At 36.2% G+C, this 21,417-nt stretch carries 20 protein-coding genes and 2 tRNA genes; 3 read left to right on the top strand and 19 right to left on the bottom strand.

What is annotated here, in order from left to right:
• Window positions 1-13: 13 nt before the first annotated feature.
• From ATE47_RS02750 to ATE47_RS02660, 19 genes are all read right to left on the bottom strand, one after another.
• Window positions 14-87: transfer RNA gene (locus ATE47_RS02750), tRNA-Asp, on the bottom strand.
• A gap of 32 nt (window positions 88-119) precedes the next feature.
• Window positions 120-193, bottom strand: a tRNA-Asp gene (locus ATE47_RS02745).
• Between the two features lie 126 nt (window positions 194-319).
• Window positions 320-637, bottom strand: coding sequence for a thioredoxin (gene trxA / locus ATE47_RS02740; RefSeq protein ID WP_062160519.1), 318 nt, complete (start codon window positions 635-637; stop codon window positions 320-322).
• Window positions 638-721: 84 nt separating this feature from the next.
• Window positions 722-1,897 carry a cysteine desulfurase family protein gene (locus tag ATE47_RS02735; protein WP_062160518.1) on the bottom strand — a complete coding sequence of 392 codons (1,176 nt, stop codon included), beginning with the start codon at window positions 1,895-1,897 and terminating at the stop codon, window positions 722-724.
• A 1-nt stretch (window position 1,898) separates the two neighbouring features.
• Window positions 1,899-2,357 (bottom strand): hypothetical protein, encoded by a 459-nt coding sequence (locus tag ATE47_RS02730; protein ID WP_062160517.1) that lies wholly within the window; start codon window positions 2,355-2,357, stop codon window positions 1,899-1,901.
• Between the two features lie 23 nt (window positions 2,358-2,380).
• Window positions 2,381-2,968 (bottom strand): HAD-IB family hydrolase, encoded by a 588-nt coding sequence (locus tag ATE47_RS02725; protein ID WP_062160516.1) that lies wholly within the window; start codon window positions 2,966-2,968, stop codon window positions 2,381-2,383.
• A 233-nt stretch (window positions 2,969-3,201) separates the two neighbouring features.
• The gene (locus tag ATE47_RS02720) at window positions 3,202-3,927 is read right to left on the bottom strand and encodes an SDR family NAD(P)-dependent oxidoreductase (protein ID WP_062160515.1); all 726 of its coding nucleotides are present in this window, start codon (window positions 3,925-3,927) and stop codon (window positions 3,202-3,204) included.
• 5 nt (window positions 3,928-3,932) lie between these two features.
• A complete protein-coding gene (locus ATE47_RS02715; RefSeq protein WP_062160514.1) occupies window positions 3,933-5,249 on the bottom strand; it encodes an FAD-binding oxidoreductase in 1,317 nt (438 codons plus the stop codon).
• Window positions 5,246-6,133 (bottom strand): decaprenyl-phosphate phosphoribosyltransferase, encoded by an 888-nt coding sequence (locus ATE47_RS02710; RefSeq protein ID WP_062160513.1) that lies wholly within the window; start codon window positions 6,131-6,133, stop codon window positions 5,246-5,248. Before ATE47_RS02710 ends, ATE47_RS02715 begins: the two co-directional genes overlap by 4 nt.
• Window positions 6,134-6,239: 106 nt before the next feature.
• On the bottom strand, window positions 6,240-6,932 hold the full coding sequence (locus ATE47_RS02705; protein ID WP_062160512.1) for an OmpA family protein: 693 nt from the start codon (window positions 6,930-6,932) through the stop codon (window positions 6,240-6,242).
• Window positions 6,933-6,956: 24 nt separating this feature from the next.
• A complete protein-coding gene (locus ATE47_RS02700) occupies window positions 6,957-7,451 on the bottom strand; it encodes a hypothetical protein (RefSeq protein WP_062160511.1) in 495 nt (164 codons plus the stop codon).
• A 125-nt stretch (window positions 7,452-7,576) separates the two neighbouring features.
• On the bottom strand, window positions 7,577-9,253 hold the full coding sequence (locus tag ATE47_RS02695; RefSeq protein WP_062160510.1) for a S8 family serine peptidase: 1,677 nt from the start codon (window positions 9,251-9,253) through the stop codon (window positions 7,577-7,579).
• An 85-nt stretch (window positions 9,254-9,338) separates the two neighbouring features.
• Window positions 9,339-9,962 carry a WbqC family protein gene (locus tag ATE47_RS02690; protein ID WP_442857088.1) on the bottom strand — a complete coding sequence of 208 codons (624 nt, stop codon included), beginning with the start codon at window positions 9,960-9,962 and terminating at the stop codon, window positions 9,339-9,341.
• Between the two features lie 115 nt (window positions 9,963-10,077).
• Entirely contained in the window at window positions 10,078-11,721 is a 1,644-nt protein-coding gene (gene lepB / locus ATE47_RS02685) for a signal peptidase I (RefSeq protein WP_062160509.1), read from the bottom strand.
• Between the two features lie 121 nt (window positions 11,722-11,842).
• Window positions 11,843-12,544 carry a 4-hydroxy-tetrahydrodipicolinate reductase gene (gene dapB / locus ATE47_RS02680; protein ID WP_062160508.1) on the bottom strand — a complete coding sequence of 234 codons (702 nt, stop codon included), beginning with the start codon at window positions 12,542-12,544 and terminating at the stop codon, window positions 11,843-11,845.
• Window positions 12,545-12,664: 120 nt separating this feature from the next.
• The gene (locus ATE47_RS02675) at window positions 12,665-13,306 is read right to left on the bottom strand and encodes a DUF5683 domain-containing protein (protein ID WP_062160507.1); all 642 of its coding nucleotides are present in this window, start codon (window positions 13,304-13,306) and stop codon (window positions 12,665-12,667) included.
• Window positions 13,307-14,197 carry a ParB/RepB/Spo0J family partition protein gene (locus ATE47_RS02670; RefSeq protein WP_062160506.1) on the bottom strand — a complete coding sequence of 297 codons (891 nt, stop codon included), beginning with the start codon at window positions 14,195-14,197 and terminating at the stop codon, window positions 13,307-13,309.
• A 39-nt stretch (window positions 14,198-14,236) separates the two neighbouring features.
• On the bottom strand, window positions 14,237-15,010 hold the full coding sequence (locus ATE47_RS02665) for a ParA family protein (protein WP_062160505.1): 774 nt from the start codon (window positions 15,008-15,010) through the stop codon (window positions 14,237-14,239).
• A gap of 165 nt (window positions 15,011-15,175) precedes the next feature.
• The gene (locus tag ATE47_RS02660) at window positions 15,176-16,021 is read right to left on the bottom strand and encodes a hypothetical protein (protein ID WP_062160504.1); all 846 of its coding nucleotides are present in this window, start codon (window positions 16,019-16,021) and stop codon (window positions 15,176-15,178) included.
• Window positions 16,022-16,405: 384 nt separating this feature from the next.
• On the opposite strand from ATE47_RS02660, the gene ATE47_RS02655 reads away from it, so the two are divergent.
• The 3 genes from ATE47_RS02655 to ATE47_RS02645 all read left to right on the top strand — a co-directional run bounded on the left by ATE47_RS02655 (window position 16,406) and on the right by ATE47_RS02645 (window position 21,170).
• Complete coding sequence (locus ATE47_RS02655) at window positions 16,406-18,007, top strand: hypothetical protein (RefSeq protein WP_062160503.1); 1,602 nt, start codon at window positions 16,406-16,408, stop codon at window positions 18,005-18,007.
• A 253-nt stretch (window positions 18,008-18,260) separates the two neighbouring features.
• Window positions 18,261-20,099 (top strand): hypothetical protein, encoded by a 1,839-nt coding sequence (locus tag ATE47_RS02650; protein ID WP_062160502.1) that lies wholly within the window; start codon window positions 18,261-18,263, stop codon window positions 20,097-20,099.
• Window positions 20,100-20,336: 237 nt separating this feature from the next.
• Window positions 20,337-21,170: an N-acetylmuramidase domain-containing protein gene (locus tag ATE47_RS02645; RefSeq protein ID WP_062160501.1), complete on the top strand. Its 834-nt coding sequence runs from the start codon at window positions 20,337-20,339 to the stop codon at window positions 21,168-21,170.
• The last annotated feature ends 247 nt before the right edge of the window (window positions 21,171-21,417 follow it).

Here is a 21,417-nt window from a genome sequence, read left to right as displayed (position 1 = left end):
TGATCGAATAATGCGATCCGGACGGGACTCGAACCCGCGACCTCCGCCGTGACAGGGCGGCATTCTAACCAGCTGAACTACCGGATCATTTTTTTTAAAGTAAATTGATAAAACTTATGCGATCCGGACGGGACTCGAACCCGCGACCTCCGCCGTGACAGGGCGGCATTCTAACCAGCTGAACTACCGGATCAAATTTATTAAGAACTTCGTTTCTTTTTTGTGATTGCAAAACTACAACTTTTTTCGATACCTGCAAATTATTTTCACAAAAAAAGCCTCCCGAAAACGGAAGGCGTTCATTATCAAACTTATTTTTTTATAAGTGTGCGCTTAATTTCTCAGCGATTACATCTTTTGGAGCCACACCAACTAATTTGTCTACAACTTCACCATTCTTAAAAATAAGAACTGTAGGGATATTTCTGATACCATATTGCATAGAAATTTCCTGGTTGTTGTCTACATCTACCTTTCCTACTATTGCTTTTCCTTCAAAGTCATTTGCAACTTCCTCAATGATTGGTCCCAGTGTTCTACAAGGTCCGCACCATACCGCCCAAAAGTCTACTAATACAGGCTTATCTGATTTTAAAACCGTTTCCTGAAATGAGCTATCTGTAATTTCTAAAGCCATTTTGTTTCTTTTATTTAAATTAATATTATTCTTACTTATTTCTGTTAATTGAATACCCAAAATTACGCCATTTAAGTAATATTGTTATCTATGCTCAACATTTGTATTTTCTATAACAAAATCTTTTGAAATCTCTTTTAAGGCCGTTACCAAAGCATCAATATCCTCTTTAGTAGTCAGGTGGCTGAATGAAATACGAAGCGGTGTACAATGATCCATTTCATCCTCTGATAAAACCATCATCATCACCATTGAAGGTTTTGAAGCTCCCGAAGAACATGCACTACCTTGGGAAATAGCGATTCCTTTCATATCAAGCTGAAGCCCGATCAATGGGTTTTTGTATGGCAATAAAGCACTTAAAACCGTATAAAGACTATTTTCCTTCTCTGCACTTCTTCCATTGAATTTTACCCCCGGAATTTCTGCGACAAGCCTTTCTGCAGCATAGCTTTTGATTTCCTGCATGTGGTTGGTATACGCTTTCATGTTTTTTAATGATAGCTCTAATGCTTTTCCTAATCCAACAATTCCTGCTACATTTTCAGTTCCTGCTCTTAAACTTCTTTCCTGTGGACCGCCGGTAATAATACCTTTTAAGCCACTTGATTTTCTGATAAAAGCAAAACCAACTCCTTTCGGACCATGGAATTTGTGAGCACTGCAAGAGGCGAAATCAACCTGGATATCAGAAAAATCCAGATTCACATGAGCCATTGTCTGCACGGTGTCTGAATGAAAAAGCGCATTATTTGCCTTGCACAATTCTGCGATTTTTTTAATATCGTAAATATTTCCGATCTCATTGTTGACGTGCATTAAGCTTACCAACGTTTTCTTGTCGGAAGATTTTAATAGCTCTTCTAATTTATTAAGGTCAATATCTCCTTTTTCATTAGGACGGATGTAGTTTACTTCTACTCCTTTCCTGTTTTTCATATCCAAAATACTCTCAGAAACACATTTGTGCTCCAATGGAGAACTGATGATTCTCTCAACTCCAAGATGATCTACACTGGATTTGATGATCATGTTATTCGATTCTGTACCGCAAGAAGTGAAGATAATTTCAGCGGGTGTTACGTGAAGATAATCTGCAACCTGTCTTCTCACATTTTCGATAAGAATTTTAGCTTCCTGTCCGAAGCTGTGCGTTGAAGAAGGATTTCCGAAATTCATTTTCATGGTCCCAACCATTGCATCAATTACTTCTTCCGAAAGAGGCGTTGTAGCAGCGTTATCTAAATATACTTTATTCATTTTACTTTGAATATTTTAATTCTACTGAGGTGAACTGATAATCTGAAGGTACGGTAAAAATAAACCAGGGATTTGACATCACCTGAATTTCCATTCCGCCAGACTGATACTGAGGAACTTCCACATACAAAACGTTATCTTTTACCGAGATATTCTTAATATGGGTAATCTTGTGATCTCCGGAATTGAACATGCCCAGATTGTACAAAACTACTTTTTTGTCTTTAGGAAATTGGGGATAAACAGCTTCTTTACCAAGATCTACTACCCTAGAATTTCCTTTGATAGCTTTCTGGAGTTCCTGTTCGTTCCTGATGATGGTAAAATTAGCTTCATCACCGCCTCCTTGCGATTCTGAAATGAGAATTTCTGCATTTTTTTGCATTTCTGAAGACTTTTGGGATGGAGTGGCTGTACAGCTCATTATGAATGCCAGACACAAAATAAGGAATCCTTTCATTTTATATTTTTACTACCCCAAAATTAGTGAAAAAATTGGTAATGACCTTCATTTGCCCATTTCAACATCGGCTTATCGCCGGAAGTATCTCCGAAAGCGATAATTTTATCATATTTTTGATCGCTGATTTCAGCCTTTATTCTCTCCAATTTCTCCTTTCCGTTGCAGTTTCTACCAATGAAATTTCCTGTGAAAACACCGTTCTGGAACTCAGCTTTTGTAGAAACCAGCTGCATATTGAAAGCCTCCGCAAACGGTTTTGCCCAAATATCCAGAGATGCTGTTACCAATAGGCTCTGTGTATTATCTCTATCAATATTTTGAATAAAGTCCAACGCATTTTCCCTTATTATTTTAGGATAATGTTCATCAAAAAACTGTCTGGATTTTTTTTCGATTTTTTCCTGAGTCTGGCCTTTTAATATAGAACCAATAAAGCTTTTTTTTACTTTTTCAGTTTCAGCAAGTTTTAATTTTAATAGAACAAAAAGCGGAACATGTTTTAAAAACTGTAATCGGAATTTTGCAGGATCGTAGAATTTCAGATACATAAACATGGTATCCTTGTAGGTAATAGTTCCATCAAAATCAAAACAATACAATTTTCTCATTCTGGTTTTTATCTAATTTAAATTTTATTCTAATTTATTCTAACGTGGAGTTCGTATAGATATTTTTTAAACTTTATCTTTCTTCGGATCGCAAAGGCGTTTCACTCAGGCGAAGTAATTGATAGTTTGCGTTTATTGCTGAGTGAAACGCCTTTGCGATCGGGAAATATTTTCAATTTATTCAAGAAACTTAGCGATCATTACATTTAAAATATTAAATTAAAAAAAATATTCTAAAGTTTTAATTTTTTAAATATAAACTCAGGAATGTTTCTGATAATCATCATGATAATTCCCCATATCGGTAAGACATACACCACATTTTTCTGCTTTTTGTAAGCTTTAAAAATACAATCTGCCGCCTGTTTCGGAGTTGCTGTTAATTTTGGATTTAATGGTAATCCTTCCGTCATCTTCGTTGCCATGAAACCCGGCTTCACCGTTAGAACATGAACTTTTTTATCGAAAAGATAATTTCTTAAACCACTTAAATAAGCTGTAAAAGCCGCTTTTGCACTCCCGTAAATAAAGTTACTCTGTCTTCCGCGATCTCCCGCCACAGATGAAAGCCCGATGATTGTCCCTGATCTTCTGCTTTCAAATTTTTGGGCAAAATAGTTCATTACCGGAACCAATTTTGAGTAGTTGATATCAATAATCCGTTCCGTATTTTTGTTGTCGTACAAGCCTTCTTCCGTGCCTTCACCCAAATAACCTGTTGCACAAAATAATAAGTTTGAATTGATATTGTCAAATTGTGTGTAATCAATTTCTTTCATCAGATCAAGCTCGACAACTTCGGCCTGCTGAAGAAACTTTACATCAATATGTCTTGCAAATCTTTCGGTAGTTTCTTTATTTGAGGTAAAAAGATAGATTTTCTCAAATTTTTCCCCTTCCTGTAATGCTTTTTCCACAAAAGCTTGTGCTACTTCCGATGTACTTCCTAAAATGATCATTTGTGCTAAATATTATTTAAGATTCTTTTGTGCTGCAAAGACACAAATTTTGAACTCTGGGTGTTTTTAAGATAATTGGTAAGAGAAGATCTGCTCATACTGTCTTTCGTGAGGTAAATCCTGCCGCCGTATTCCTGAACAATGCTGTCCAGCTGCTCAACCAGTTTTTTCAGTTTTGAATTCACTTTAAAGTCTAAAGCCAAAGTATATCCTTCCACAGGAAATGAGTTGTAGGCTTCCGGATTATTTTTCCCAAACAATTTTAAAACTGCTAAGAACGAACCATTTCCGCTGTTTGCGATAGTTTCAAGGATTTTTTTCATCCCCTCTTTTCCTGTTTCTTTTGGAATTACCATCTGATATTGAATGAAGCCTGATTTTCCATAAATCCTATTCCATTCATGAATAGCGTCCAGCGGATAGAAAAATGTTTCGTAATCAATGAAATTCTTAACTTCTTTTTTCGTCTGTTTATTAAAATACAGTAAATTAAAAATCTTCACCGTTAAAGCATTCAAAACAAATCCCGGAAAATAAAACGGAACCGTCGGTTCGAATTTTTTCTTTAATCTTAAAGGTTTGTCTTTTAAATTTTGAGGAAGCTCATGTTGAAAAGCATGTTCCCCTCTCATTAAAATACTTCTTCCTATATTTTTTCCTTTCTGAAGACAGTCGATCCAGGCAACAGTGTATGTCCAACTTTCGCTTTCTTCAAATAATCTGAAAATTTCATCAAGATTTTCTGCTTTAATGCTTTCCTGACGAATGTATGAGGATTCTATATTTTTAAGCTTAAATTTTGCAGTAAGAATGATTCCCGTAAGTCCCATTCCACCGATGGTTGCCCAGAATTTACCTGCATTTTCTTCTCTTGAACAGGTGATAATTTCACCGTTTTCATTCATTAATTTAAATTCAATCACATATTCCGAAAAGCAACCTTCTGCGTGGTGGTTTTTACCGTGAACATCCGATGCGATGGCTCCTCCTACAGAAACGAACTTCGTTCCCGGAGTTACATACAGAAAATATCCCTGCGGAACAGAGATTTCCAAAACTTCGGAAAGCAAAACTCCTGATTCGCATTCTATAATTCCGTTTAAACGGTCGAAGTTGATGAATTTATTTAATTTTTTTGTTGAAAATATATGTTCACCCAATGAAGCATCTCCATAGCATCTTCCGTTTCCTCTTGCGATTACTTCATTATTGCTGAGTACAAATTCTTTTATTTTGTTGAAGCTGTCTTCAGACTTAATTTCCTTTTCCACTATGGGAAAATTGCCCCAGTTTGTGACTTTCTGTATAAAATTCGGCTTCATTTTTTAAAGTAAATTTGGATTAAAAATGCAGCGACCCACAATAACAATGTGAGTTGGATGTACCTGTCCCTATAAACTATTTTCGTTGGGGATTCTGTCCTATTGTACACCAAAGTCTGTTGTAAATATCTTAAAAAAGCGAATACAACGAAGATTACGGTATAAAAAACTCTTTCATGAAATCTTTCCTGAACTTCCGGCGACAGCGTAAACATTAAGTAACATACAATGGCTAATGTTACGGAAATGGAAAGGGCAATATCTGCAAACTGCACATTGTAGCCGTCTAAAGCACGTCTTGTTTTCCCTGAAACCTGAGCGTTGATTAATTCTCCTCTTCTTTTCCCAATCGCCAAAACCAATGCTAAAACAAAAGTCAGCAAGATTGCCCATTGAGAAATATTGATCCCGGTAATATAACCGCCGGCCAGAACTCTGAGGACGAATCCTATTGCAATGATAGAAATATCAATAATGGGTACATGTTTCAGCTTGAATGTATAGCCCAGATTCATCACAAAATAAAATCCTACGATGGTCGCAAACTTCCATAACTGCTCGTGAAAATAGGCTTGAGCAAAAAATACCAACGCAATATCTGCCGCAATAAGTCCAATAAAAATACCTATTGCCTGAGATTTTGAAATGGCTCCGCTGGCCAAAGGTCTTCTTCTTTTTTCGGGATGCTGTTTATCTGCCTCAATATCGTTGTAATCATTTAAAATGTAAACAACACTCGCTGCCAGCGAGAAAATAATGAAGGCAAAAATACTTTTGGTAAGCAGGTCCAGGTTTGTAATATTACCTGAAAAAAATAGAGGAACAAATACAAAAAGGTTTTTCACCCATTGCTCTACTCGGAGCAGTTTAAAATATTTCTTCATTTATTTGGTTTCAAATGCAAAAATACGAATTTCAAATTATCCGGATAAAAATACAAAAATAACCGCCAATAGCGGTTATTTAAGAAAATATTTATATGTTAATTAATTATTGCCCTTGTTGCTGAGCTTCATTAATCATTTTTTCATTTGCAGTGATGGCAAATTCTACTCTTCTGTTTTTAGCTCTGCCTTCATCTGTATCGTTGGTAGCAACCGGCATGCTTTCTCCTTCACCTAAAGCGAATAATCTTGAAGAAGCGATTCCTTTACCAGATAAATATGCTTTTACAGAATTGGCTCTTTGCTCTGAAAGTGTTTGGTTGTAAGCATCCGTTCCTTTACTATCCGTGTGACCATAAATATTGATATTTGTGTCTGGATTATTAATAAGAACCTGACCTAGTTTATCAAGGTTTGTTTTAGCTGTACTTGTAAGAGCTGATGAGTTAAAATCAAAGTTTACGATACTTTCGTTCAACGTAATTTTGATACCGTCTCCTACTCTTTCCACTTGAGCACCAGGTAAAGTTTGTTGGATCTCTCTGGCTTGCTTGTCCATTTTATTACCAATCACGTTACCAGCAACACCACCGATAATACCTCCTAAAACTGCACCTAACGCTGCATTTTTACCTTTTCCTACGTTATTTCCCAAGATACCACCAATTACCGCTCCGGATGCAACACCTACTGCAGTACCTCTTTGCTGGTGGTTAGAATTCTGTACAGCTTCACAGCTTGTAAGCAATAGAGCTGATGATAAGAAAAGAGCTCCGATATATGTTTTTGTAAATTTCATCTTTTTTAATTATTTGAGTTTAAATTATTTCATTCCAGCTCTTTCAAAGTTGTAAACAACTCTTACATTTTCTCCGTCAAAAGGAATATTTTGCTCCAGCGAAAACTGATCTGTAGTTTGGTTTGTCAGCGTTAAGGTATATCCTGCTGTATTTTGTTTTGCTTTTGTACCGTCAGCAATTTTCTTGAAATTAAAAGTATTTCCACTTATAACATCAATTTTAATCGGCTGTGAATATCCTGCTCCGCATGCTCCTCCTCCATTTAAAGTATAAGCTCCGGTCCAGTTATTCGGAATTAATCTCCAATGGCTTCCTACAAAACATTGTGCATCCACCCCGTCATCGAAAGGTTTAATTTTAAATTTCTTATCGTAATCGATACTTACGATCTGCCAGTCTCCTTTCATTTTAAGGAATTCTGATCTTTGGTTTTGGGCTGTTTTAGCGTTATTAACGGCGGAACAAGACACTGCAAAAAGTGATGTTCCCAACATCCCTGCAAGTAGTAACTTTTTCATTTTGTTGTTTATTATTTTGTTAAATTAAAGTTACAAAAAACCGTGCCAAAAATGAAAAATAAAAATAAAAAAAGTCCGAAAATTTCGGACTTTATATGGTTCTGTCTTAAAAACAGGAGGATATGCTATTTTTTAACAGTCTTTTTTACGGATTTTTCAGCCTTTTTTACTGCACCTGATTTTCCGTTGTAAAAATTTGTATAAGCGTACTCAGCAGCCTTTTTCAAATCAATTACACCTCCAGCCTGTGAGTAATCACCAAACTGATTTGTTGTACTCAGATTGCTGGTTTTTACTAAAGATTCAATGATTTGATTTGGTTTTAAATTTGGCATATAAGCTAATAAAACCGCAGCAGCACCTGCTACAACCGGAGAAGCCATTGATGTTCCCTGTAAATATTTGTATTCATTGTGAGGAACTGTAGAGTAAATTTCTTCACCCGGAGCGAAAACGTTTACCATTTTCTTATTATAATTGGAGAAGCTTGCTCTCAACGCATCATTTTTATTGGTACTTGCACCAACCACCAAAACGTTGTTTACAAATGGTGCTTCATCAGTTACATTTTTAAAGTTGGTAGGATAAGCCAGGTGTTCTGCAACATCTTCATTTTCATTACCAGCAGCTTTTACCAAAAGAACTCCTTTATCCTGAGCATATTTGAAGGCATCCCAAACTACATTTTTACCAGGAGAAACAGGCTTACCAAAGCTCATATTTAAAATTTTAGCTCCGTTATCAACCGCATATCTGATGGCATTGGCAACATCTTTATCTCTCTCATCACCGTTAGGAACCGTTCTTACGGTCATGATTTTTGCTACTTTAGAAGCAACACCGTACTGGATTGCTTTTCCATTCGGAAGACCTGCAATGATACCAGCTACGTGAGTTCCGTGCTCTGCATCAGGACCTTCATAGTGGTTATTTCCGTAAGATTTTTCAGAATAATCATCATAATTATCTCCTACGATTTCTTTTCTCGGATCATAATCCAAATTATATTGTTTTTCCTGAGGACCGAAATAATCCAACGCTTCTTTCATCTGACCTTTCATTGCCTTCTCAAATTCAGCAGCCGATTTTCCCTGAAATTCAGGGCTTTGAGAAACCTGAGCCAAAATATTAGCAACCATTGCATCTTTTTGGTCAGCAGGCTTTATTGCTGCAACAGTTTCAGGAGTAAGAGCTTTTCCATTCAACAATTTTACCATTGCAGGAATGGCATCGTTAATCATTGTATATGTCTGGAAGCTCTGTTTTGCCTCAATACTTTTCTTGCTGAAAATATCCTTAGCTTTCATGTACATTGCAAATTCCTCGGGCATTTTAGCCTGATTTGCTTTATTTTTAGCAGAGTCGTCCCCTTCAAAAACAGATTTGTATTTAGCAACAACTCTAGTTACTTCCATATTATCAATGTCGATATCTCCATTTTTTCCACCAATGAAATTCCATCCGTGAATATCGTCGATATATCCGTTTCCGTCATCATCTTTTCCGTTATTCGGAACTTCATTAGGGTTTGACCAAAGATTGTTTACCAAACCCGGGTGATCTACCTGAACTCCGCTGTCTAAAACTCCTACTACAACAGTTTTTGGCTTAAGACCTTTAGATTCTAAAAATTTATATGCGTTTTCAGTATTTACACCATATACTTTTGAAGTACCGAAGTCTTTATGATACCAGGTCATAAGATCTTTATCTTCTTTCGGATCAACACCTGCCTTCGCTTCCTGTGCGTAAGAAAAACTGAATCCCGCTAAAAAAACAGCAGCTAATAATACCTTTTTCATATGTATAGATAATTTTATTTAAAAAGTCATAGGATCATCAATTTTCAGAATTTAGCTTAAAAAATTGGTTCCAGACGATTCAATGTTAATATGATTGTTTTATATTTTTAATATAAGTCATAGATTCCGGTCCTTTGTTACAAATCAGGTCTAAAATTGATAAATCTTTTAAAAAACCTAATTTATCAGAGAATGTTTGATAATATTCTTCCATTTCAAATTCTGAAGGAAGTTTTGCAGAAAATTTTTCTCTAAAATTAATTTCTTCCGGAATTTTGATATATTCTTCATTCAAAGAGTGTGCCTTTTCTGTTTTAAGGATCTGCTGAATAATTTCCAGCCCTTTAACATTAAAATCCAATAAATATTTTTCTTTTAAATCAAATATTTTCCTGAATTTATCTTCATAAAACTCGAAATAAGGAGAACTTTGATAAGCCGTTTTGATTGATTTCCAATGAAGGTTTCGCCAATCTTCGCGGTGAGAAATCTCAATATCTTTCATTTCTCTTTTACCATTGTGATGAATGGGAATAATTAATGACAATTTTCCATTGGCCCCATAAATATTGGCTCTGTTTCTATAAGTCTGCTTCGGAAAACTTTCGAACTGCTCAAAAACAATTTCATTTTCAGGATCTAAAAACACTGAAAACCAAGAAATTGGCGGTAGATAAAATACCGGTAATAATACATTCTTCATATTCATAATGCAAAAATGAAGCATTTTTTCAAATACTTCATTTTATTTTCTATTTATTTTTTGCTTTTGTCAACAGAATTTATTTTAAAGCTTTGTCAAGATTTAAACTTTGACAAAGTGATTATAAATCGTCTTCTGTTTTTTTCTTTCCGAATAATTTCATGAAATATTCCCATCCAAAAAACAAGATCAGAATCATTGCTGCAATCCACCAATATGAAGTTTTGTTAGCTTCACCTGTATTTGTTGCTTTAAACATTCTATCCCAACGGATTTTCCAAGGCGCTTGATAAGAAGAGCTTGCATCTTTGAAAGCCCCCTGAATACTCATCCAGGTAAACATCGGCTTTCCAACGATATTCTCTTCAGGAACGAAGCCAAAGAATCTTGCATCCAAAGACGCATCTCTGTTATCTCCCACCATCATGTAATAATCCTGTTGGATAGTATATTGATTGGTTTCTTTTCCGTTGATGAAAATTTTTCCGTTTTTGTTTTCTAATTTGTTGTGTTCATATTTAGAAATAATCCACTGATATTCCGGTAATGTTTCCTGATTAATGGTAACAACATCACCTTTTTTAGGAATTTTAAGCGGGCCGTACCAATCCTGATTCCACGGTTTGTTGATTGGGAAAATGGATTGAGTGGTATCAATACTTTTTGTATAAGCTGTTTTATCAGCATTTAATTTATAGGAAACCGTAGCTGAATCTTTAGGAAAAATACTTTCTTCCATACCAATGACATTCGGTAAAGCTTTAATTTCTTTCGCTGTTTTGTCAGTAAGACCTTGAAACATATATACAAAACCTTTGTCATCCTGCATCTCTCTCACAGGTAAGAATCCGTAAGTATTGTACAACCCCGGAATATCCAATTGAGTTCCCGTGTTTACCGTATAAGCATGCTGAACTTCCTGATCTCCCAAAACCATTTCCGGTTTTCCGTTTACAAAAAGTCTTCCGACTCTCATTTCAAAAGTATCACCAGCAACGGCAACACATCTTTTTACATAAGGATCTTTTCTGTCGATCGCTGTATGCACGGAATCCTGAGGATAGTTGAAAACAACTACATCATTCTTCTGAGGTTTATTGAACTGTAAAATTCTTTCATAAGGTAATTTTACCCCGTCAACATACGATTTCGGATCATCTTTCGGGTTTCCTTTTTCACCGGAATCGAAAATAGTTCCCTGTAAGAAAGGTATTGCCACAGGACGCATCGGAAGTCTGTATCCATAGCTCCATTTGTTTACAAAAAGGAAGTCACCCACCAATAACGTTCTTTCCATAGACCCCGTAGGAATCCCGAAAGGCTGCGTTATAAAAACGTGGATAATGGTTGCAAATACTACCGCAAAAGTCACAGATCCTAAGAAAGAATCTTTCTTTTTTGCATTTTTTTCTTCGTCTGTAAGGAACAAATCGTTTTCATCTTCTAACTCTACCTCTTTTCCATAATTCACTGTTGCCATATAAATGAACGGAAGAATTGCAGTAAGAAGCGCACTTTTCCCGAATTTTTTCATTAAATAAATATGAAAAACAGTCATCATAATCGGGCCAACAATCGGCAAATATGATAAGACAGCCCACCATTTCGGGTGTTTTGTTTCTTTCAGAATAATGAAATAATTATAAAAAGGGATAAATGCAAAGAGCGGATTATACCCCAGTTTCTTGAACAGCTTCCAAGTGGAAAGTCCCATCAATACAGATAAAATGAGAACATAAACTGTATAAGTTAAAAAATAATTCATAATTTTTTGTACCTAATCTATAATATAATTGATGAATGATAATTGATAAATGATCGCAAATTCACGATTGACGGTTCACCATTCATTTTATTAGTTTGCAATGTAGGAAATTTGTTACAAATTAAAGTCCCAAAACATCCTTCATCGCGAAATTTCCTTTTTTATCTTTAATCCATTCAGCGGCCACTACAGCTCCCAGTGCAAAACCGTTTCTGTTGAAAGCCGTATGCTTGATTTCAATTTCATCCACCTCGCTTCTGTAGAAAACGCTGTGTGTTCCGGGAACCTCATCTTCACGGATAGCAAAAATACCCAACTGATTTCCCTGGGTTTCTTCCAATTTCCATGCATCAAATTTTGGGTTGTGCTTAAAGATTCCTTCCGCAATGGAAATCGCGGTTCCACTCGGCGCATCTTTTTTGTGAACGTGATGGATTTCTTCAAGTTGACAAGAATATCCATCCACATTTTTCATCAAATCAGCTAATTTTTCGTTTAAAGCAAAGAATAAATTTACGCCTAAACTAAAGTTTGAGCCATATAAGAAAGCTGTTTCATTATCAACAGCCAGTTTTTCAATTGCAGGTTTTTTCTCCAGCCATCCTGTTGTTCCGCAGATTACAGGAATTTTATTTTCAAGACAGGTTTTAATGTTGTCAAAAGCAACTTCCGGTAAGGAAAATTCAATGACTACATCCGGATTATTAAGGTTTTCAGCAGTTGGGGTTTCTTTTAGACGGGCAACGATTTCGTGACCTCTTTTGGTGGCAATTTCATCGATGATTTTACCCATTTTACCGTATCCAACTAATGCTATTTTCATATTTGTCCTATTTTTAACGCAAATGGCGCAAAGTTTTATTTAAAATTTTCTGTATATTTTTCGTTCGAAGGCGTTTCACTCAGCAAGAGATTAACCAAAACAGTTTATCTATTAATTATTTTAAAATCTATAACTTAAACTTACACCTGTTTTTGGAGGGGTAATTCCATATTGATCCTGAATGACCGCAGGATTGAATGTAAGATCCGGATCGTGACGGGCTTCATACAAATGTGCATCTACAACGGCATCTACAATATTTAAAATATAAATTAACCCAGAGATCGCAATCGCATAATCTCTTTGTCTTTTTGATCTGTCCTGCGCGTTTCCGAGAGCTACTTTATCCAGCCATGGGTGGCTGTCGACAAACTCATTGGGAGTCCCGTTGAGCTTGGCGATGTAGTATTCACGGTATTTCCTATACTGATTGTCATTCCAGACTGCAATACCAACTCCGGCTCCTACTGCTCCCCAAACGATCGGGATTTTCCAGTATTTTTTGTTGTAATATTGTCCTAATCCGGGCAATACAGCAGAATATAACCCCGCTCTTGTAGGATTAAGTTTTAGTGTTTTCCTTGTTGGCCCGTTTGCTTTTTCAAGATCTGTAACAACTTTAGCTGCAGTCTTGGTATTGTTTTTCTCCACCGATACGCTGTCTTTCGGATGGTTTTCTACCCGGATCGTATCATTGGGATTTACCTGCGAATAGATAATCGCAGACAGGCACAGGAAAAATGTGAAAAATATTTTCTTCATTTATTTAATATGAGATAAAATATATTCCAGTTCGTCTTCATTTTTGAAGTCAAGGACAATTTTACCTTTTTTACCGTTTCCGGAGGTTTTAATCTCCACTTTTACATCTAATATATCGGCAATCGCTTTCTGAGCCCTCTTATAATTATTGGAAAGCTCTGCTTTTGCTTTTTTTGCGGCCGGTGATTTCGGGTTTTTCAACGCTGTTGCAGCCTGTTCAGCCTGACGGACATTCAGTTTTTCTTTGATAATTAAATCAAATAAAGTCTGCTGATATTCTTCATTTTCAAGACTGATGATCGCTCTTCCGTGTCCCGCAGAAATCTCACCGCTTCTGATAGCATTCTGAATATCAGGACTTAACCTCAACAATCTGATCGAGTTGGTGATTGTACTTCTATCCTTTCCTACTCTCTGGCTCAGATTTTCCTGCGTAAGACCGATTTCGTCCATTAATCTTTGATAAGTTAAGGCAATTTCGATCGCGTCAAGATCTTCCCTTTGGATATTTTCTACAAGAGCCATCTCAAGAAGCTCCTGGTCATTTACCAAACGGATATATGCCGGAATAGACTCCAGTCCTGCAATTTTACTTGCCCTGTAACGTCTTTCCCCGGATATGATTTCGAACTTTTCTCCATCTTTCCTTAAAGTAACCGGTTGAATTACCCCTAAGTTTTTGATGGATTGAGCAAGCTCGTTTAATGCTTTTTCGTCAAAATAAGTTCTTGGCTGGGTTGGGTTGGGATAAATATCTTCTATCGCAATTTCTACGATATTCCCTACAAACTTATCTGCTCCTTCATCAGTGGCAGAATTGATCGTTGCTTTGGATTCCGCACTTAAAATTGCACCCAAACCACGCCCCATCGCTCTTTTTTTGTCCTTCATAGTATACTTTAAGCTTTAAGCTTATGGCTTTAAGCCTTTTTAATTTTTTACTAATTTTTCGTTGTTCAACAGAACTTCTTCCGCCAACTGAATATATTGGATCGCTCCTTTGCTTTCGGCATCGTAATTTAAAATACTTTCTCCGAAACTTGGTGCTTCACTTAATCTTACGTTTCTGCTGATAATGGTTTCAAAAACCATTTCCGGGAAGTGTGCATTCACCTCTTCTACTACTTGATTGGACAATCTTAATCTGCTGTCGTACATGGTAAGAAGCAAACCTTCGATGTCTAAATCTTTATTATGAATTTTCTGAACGTTTTTAATGGTATTCAATAATTTTCCAAGACCTTCCAATGCAAAATACTCACATTGAATGGGGATAATCACAGAATCTGCAGCGGTAAGCGCATTTACCGTGATCAGACCTAAACTCGGCGCGCAGTCGATGATAATATAGTCATAATCATCTCTTACACTTTGTAATGCCTTTTTCAGCATGTACTCCCGGTCTTCTTTGTCTACCAGTTCGATTTCCGCCGCAACTAAGTCGATGTGAGAAGGAACGATATCCAAATTCGGGGTAGCTGTTTTTTTAATACAGCTTTTTGTATCAACACTGTGCTCCAATAGATTGTATGTGGAATACTGAACATCTTCAACTCCTAAACCGGAAGTTGCATTAGCCTGAGGATCAGCATCAATGATTAATATTTTCTTTTCCAATACCCCTAATGCTGCGGCTAAGTTAACAGCGGTAGTTGTTTTTCCAACGCCTCCTTTCTGATTAGCGATACCTATGATTTTTGCCATTATTCGAACTTTAAGCCTCAAAAATACACATTTTTCCTTGCTCTAAATGAATGGATAAAACGAAAATAGAGTTAAAATATTGTTAATAAGCATTTTAAGCATAAAAAAAATTATCCACAAAAAAAATTCTTTGTGGATAACTGTTCAAGATTTGCTTTATATTAATTATTCAAACTTCATGGATATTGGAAATTTGAAGTAACTTCTCACGGATTCTCCTTTTTTATTTTTCCCCGGAATCCATTTTCCTTTTGCGGAAATTGCTTTTACAGTTCTGATGGCTTCACTGTTAAAATCTGCATCAGTACCATTAGCTTTAATTCCTGAAATTGTTCCGTCGATTTCCACAATAAAAGTGATTGTAGTTCTCATTACATCATCAGATTCAAAACCGGAACCGTCGAAATTGCTCATTACTTTATTTCTGAATGATTCAATTCCTCCTCCGAAATTTGCTTCCTTACCTAAATCTTTACCATCAACAATTTTATTAGTATCTGTTTTTTCAACAGGAAGTGTTGGTGGAGCTGTATTGATTACCGGTCCTGTTCCAATATTCTGTGTTGGAGGTGTATATGTATTTGTTGGAGCCGGATCTGCTTTAAAATTGTTTGTTAAACCCGCCACTGCATCATCCGGAATGTCTTCAGTATTAGTATCCGGAGCATTCCTTGACGGTGTTGGTATTGAACTATCAAAAGTTTTTACATCCGGGGTTCTCGGTGGAGTAACCGAAGTGGGAGGTATCACTTCAACATCCGGTGGTATTACAGGATCTATAAGATCAATAATTACACCTCCTGTCCCTTCTGTTGGCGCATCACTTTTAAAAGCATTAATAAGTAAAGGGGTCATAGAAACTGCTGCCAGTAAACTTACTCCCACAAAAAGTGCTTTGGTTAAAATTTTATTTGATTCGTTTCTTAGAACGTATGCGCCATATTCTTTGTTACGGTGCTCAAAAAGAACTTCGTTGAAGCGAAATTCCTGATTTTGATGTATATGTTTCATCACTAAAAATATTTAAACTGTTAAAATTTTGAATTGCTATTCTCATAGCTCTTATCGATAAGTATTGTTGTAATATCAAAAGATTTGCCAAAAAATTGTTAAAATTCTAACATTTTAAAAATATTTATAATAATGTTTAAAATTAACTATGCTAAAAATAATAACTTCCTATATATAAGCATTATACGGTTTTAATTTTCTAATAATAGTTCCGTATTAATTTAAAATATTCAACAAAAACTAAAATATCGTAAAAACCACATCCCAAAATCGGAAAATCACTGAGTAATTTCTTGTGTACCTGATAGATATTTGTACCATACAAAATCGGGGACGCTGAAAACCGAAAAGAGTAAGCAAGAAAAAATTTAAAAACTTATAATTATGCCAACATTAACTCAAGAAGCAAGATCAAACTCATTGATGAGTATGCTTTTAAAACAAGTTTATGATTCTGTAACCAACGGTGGAGATCCGGATTCTATCGGTCCTAATGACTTTATCGCATTCGACCCGATCGGGATTAATTTAACGGAAGATACTTTTGATTATGCATTAAACGGATTATTCGGAAACGCGCCGGCTCCAAAACCAATGCTTGACGGACAGGGAAAACCAATCCTGGATGCCAACGGAAATCCTAAAACCAATATGGAGGAATTTCAAAATGCAATGAAAGAAAGCAAATTCCGTAAATACCTTCAAATGGAGCAGTTTTCTGCAATGGTAGATGCTATTCCTTCCAATTTACCACCCCTTACACCAAGTGGAAACGGTAGAATGATGACTATTTTTAATGATTCTTCAAAAAGAGTGTCTAAAGTATATGAAGATCTTATGCAATGGTCTGTTGTAGTAGATACACCGATGGATGCTAAGGTTGAAAAAAACCTTGAAAAATTAAGAAACAAGCTTTTCAAAGTGAAAGTGGTAAAAAATCCTGATTTTGATGAAAATGCACCGGTTGATGACCTTAACAAACCGGAACTTCACCAGACTTTCGTGGCTCCGATGTATTCTAAATATATTGAGTATCAAATGAAGTACTATGATATTGTAGATACCAACAACTCTATCAGAATCGATGCAGATAACGGTGATCCTGATGCAATGGCAACTATTTCTATCGATGGTAAAAACATGAAGAAAAGAGAAGATGCAGCTTTAAAAGCATGGCAGTCTTTAGGTTACAAAGAAGCCGTTGAAAGAATTCAGAATTACCTGAGTGAAATTGAAGAGAAACACATGCTTGTCATCAAAAAACGTCTTCAATCGGAGTTCAGAAACAGCCAGAGAACAAGAGTTATTGATTATATCAACTATTCACCCTCTATTCCAATTTCTGCCAGCGCATTGAAAGAGTCTAAAAAATGGCCTACCATTTCAATGTATGAAGGAAGCGCACATAGCGATTATTCTAAATCAATCCATAACTGGAGCGCGGGTGCAGGATTCAGCATGGGATTATTCAGTATCGGTGCAAGAAACAGCGGAAGCACTTCAAGGACAGCGATGAATACAGACTTCAGCAATCTTAAAATTTCATTTAAATTAGGAAAAGTAAGAGTAGAAAGAGGATGGTTCAGCCAGGAATTTGTAGAATCCAAATATTGGAAATTACATGAAACTTCACCTCAGGCATTAAACGGAGACATCATCAGTGACGGTAAAGGAAAAGGATTAATGCCGATGATTGTTACAGAACTGATCATTGCGAGAGATGTAATGCTTGATTTCAGTGAAAACAGCACCGCATACAAAGCAGCAAGCACAAAAATCAGCAGCGGAGCAGCGGTGGGAATCGGACCTTTCGTATTTGGTGGAAGCCACAATTATGAAAACCAAAATTCTCAAAGCAACGCAAAATGGAGCGGTAAAAAACTTCAGTCGGACGGAGTGTACATCATTGGCTACAAATGTCATGTTGTACCAAAATCTCCAAACCCAAATCCGGATATCAAAAACTGGACAGACGGAAAATCATAATATTCTTCATAATCAGGGGATGACCGGCAGATAATTTTTTCTGTCGGTTATTTCTAAAATTTGTTGATTGTTGATTTTAATTTTTTAACGCAAAGAAAGCAAAGATTTTTTTTAAAACTTACTGTTGATTTTCGTTCGCAAGGGCATTCACTCAGCAAAAAAAACTTAGTTTAAAAATCATCAAGAAAATTATCATTAAGAACTAAAACTAACAACCTGCAACTACACCTAATAACCAAAAAAACTAACAGCCATGAAATATTTTGTTGCCGTTTACCAGAAATTGAGAAATATTTATATGTCTCAAAGTTCGATGGAGAATGATCTACCGATGATCTGCCCTTCCCTGAGAGTGTATGAAAATGAGGAATTGGAATTATTAAAACCTCAAAGCCTGCTGAATGATGACCAGAAAAAAGCACTTTCCATCATCAAAAAACAAAACGTGGCGTATGAACTCAACTCCGTTCCTATTTCCCCGAATTTTTGGGATCTGAATCCAAATAATGCGTTGTTTGATATTTACAGAGATATCCTGGAAAAGAACAGCTTAAAAAGTCTGGAGGAAAATTTAGATAAAGTAGTTGCCAGTCAGAGCACGGTTTTATTTGATGCAAAAGGTGCCGATACCAAAGAGCTTAAAGCGTATAAAAAATATCAGATAGCCCATGATAATACCGTTAACAACATTGCAACACACCTGGAATTATTTGACGCATTGGATACTGATGACGAAAAAAACAACTGGAATGACCGATTGATTACCCTCAATAATCTCAAAGCTCTCGCTTTTTCCGAATGGAAAGTGAAGGGAAATAAAGATATAATTGAAAAAGAACTGGCAAGAATTAACAAAAACTCTGATGCAGATTTGTATCTGGCCATGGCTCAAAATGCGAAAAATACTTTTGAAGCCGCCGAAAAGACGGATGTCATCAGCAATTCTTCCATTCATGATATTAATTTTATTCCTTACGATTTCATGGAAAACGAATCGGGCTGGAATAATATGAGAATGGAAAAATCCGAACTGGAAAGCTTACACACCGAAGCAAAAGGTTCTAATGAAAATCTGCCTGCGGAAATCCTTTCCATTGATTATGATGAAAGCGTGATTCTGGCGGTAGAATTTGATTATTCATTTGTTCATTTAAAAAGAAACTGGTTTAATAAAAACTTCATGCTTTCCCAACTTTTTGAATGGAATGAGCCTAAAAAAATCTCCGACGGACAGACGATTTCCACGGATTTTAAATTACCCGCCATCACCAAAACGATGATGCTCGTTAAAAATTTAAAAATCATTCTGGATCCGTCCATCACAAATGATACGGTGAATAACCCGAATCAGCTGATTTATTTCGGTCCGCTGATTATGAAACAGCAGCTTTTCGTTAACAAAACCAATAACCAAAAGTTCCTGAAAGCAGTAACGAATGTCAGAACCATTAAATCTGATCAATTAAATTCCTTAACTAAAAAAACCGCACCCATAGAAAGCATAAAAGCTGATTTTGCGGAAAAACCTGCCGCTCAACCAACGGTAGAAACTCCAAAAGCGAATCCAGTGGTTTTTAACCATAAAATGAACATGAATGTTATGGGAGGAATAAGAAACTTAAGACCTGTAATGCCTACTCCATACGTGGCAACACCTGTCCGGCCTCAACCAACACCCATAAAACCAGTAACTCCAGTGGTAACAGGACCTATAAAAATACCCGGGATTTTTGTTCCGATCAGGGTTCCTGTTCAGACACCAACGGCGGCCAATGTACAATTTAAGGTGTTTGATAAAATAAATAACGATCCTGTTTACAAATGCTCTATTTCCATCAAAGGAACGAATAACAGCAGGATTTTCGAGATAGAAACCAACGAAATCGGGATGATCAGCCAGATGGTTCCGGTGGGAGAATACAGCATTGAGCTGAGAGTGGATGATTACGCTGTTTTGAACCAAAATTTCAGCGTCGTCAATACCAATCCCCTGAATTTGGAGTACAAGCTTCAACGGGAGGAAGTGAAATTCAAATCGTTCTTTTTGATTGGGATGATTTGTGAGAGAATGCCGAAAATACCAGTTAATTAATATTTTTAACAACAAAAGATACAAAAGCTTTATTAAACGTAATTATTAGATCCTTCGACCTCGCTCAGGATGACATCACTAATACTATCCGTTAATAATTGAACAGCGTCATTTGCCGGTGTTATCCTGAGCGAAGTCGAAGGATCTCACGCAAAATGACCATTCAATTTCAATCTTCTTTTGATTAAACTAAATTAATCACATTTAAATTTAAATAAATAATAAAAACTAACCATCATGAAACTTTTAAAATACTACACCAAATCACCGGAAGTCACTACACTTTGTGAGCTTCTTTACAAACAAGGATACAACATCAAAATTTCAGATTCTTTTTCCCTGGAAGTTGATGCAGCCGTGAAAGATTTTCAGAGAAAAAACTCTCTAGTTGTCGACGGAATTGTCGGGATGAAAACATGGACCGTTTTACTCCAAAAAAATTCAGCTCCGGCTCCCGTAAATACAACCGATAAATTCTTAAAAGAAAGTGACCTCATCAGCTTTGCAGACCAATATTCTTTGGAATTGGCAGCCGTAAAAGCCGTAAATGAAATCGAAAGCAGCGGAAAAGGATTTTTAATTAATAATAAACCGAAAATCTTGTTTGAAGGACATATTTTCTGGAACGAATTAAAGAAAAGAGGAATTGACCCAAATAAATTATACAATGCAACCTGCAAAGACGTTCTTTACCCGAAATGGACGAAAATCTATTACCAGGGCGGCGTAAAAGAATACGACCGATTGAATGAAGCTATGAAATTGGGCGTTGATCCGAAGTTCAAAGATGCGGCGTTGTCTTCTGCTTCATGGGGCAGCTTCCAGATTATGGGATTCCATGCAAAGCCGCTTGGATACACGGATGTCACGGATTTTGTAACAAAAATGGAAATGAACGAAGGGGAACATTTGAGAGCGTTCGGAAAATTCCTTGAGAAAAACGGACTTTTAACACATTTACGAAATAAAAGCTGGGCCAATTTTGCGAAAGGTTATAACGGTGGAGGCTATAAGCTGAATAAATATGATGAAAAGCTGGCGAAAGCTTATGCTAAATATTCTAAAAACTAATAACCAATGATTTTAACGCATTGATTTTAAAGTTCCCTTTGCGTTTTTATTATTTCCCACAGATTTCAAGGAGTACACAGATGTTTATGTTTATTTTTTTGTGAGATCTGTGGGAATTTATTTTCAAGCTTCTTTTATTATTAACTATTCACTTTGAGTGTCATCCTGAAAGGATCTATACTAAGTTTTATGATGTTGTCGAGATCCTTTCAGGATGACAAACAGAGCGCTAAACTTTGAAAAAAAC

The sequence above is a fragment of the Chryseobacterium sp. IHB B 17019 genome (assembly GCF_001456155.1).
In the GTDB taxonomy this organism is placed as follows: domain Bacteria; phylum Bacteroidota; class Bacteroidia; order Flavobacteriales; family Weeksellaceae; genus Chryseobacterium.
Note: the sequence above shows the minus strand (reverse complement) of the source record. Positions and strands in the feature narration are given on the sequence as shown.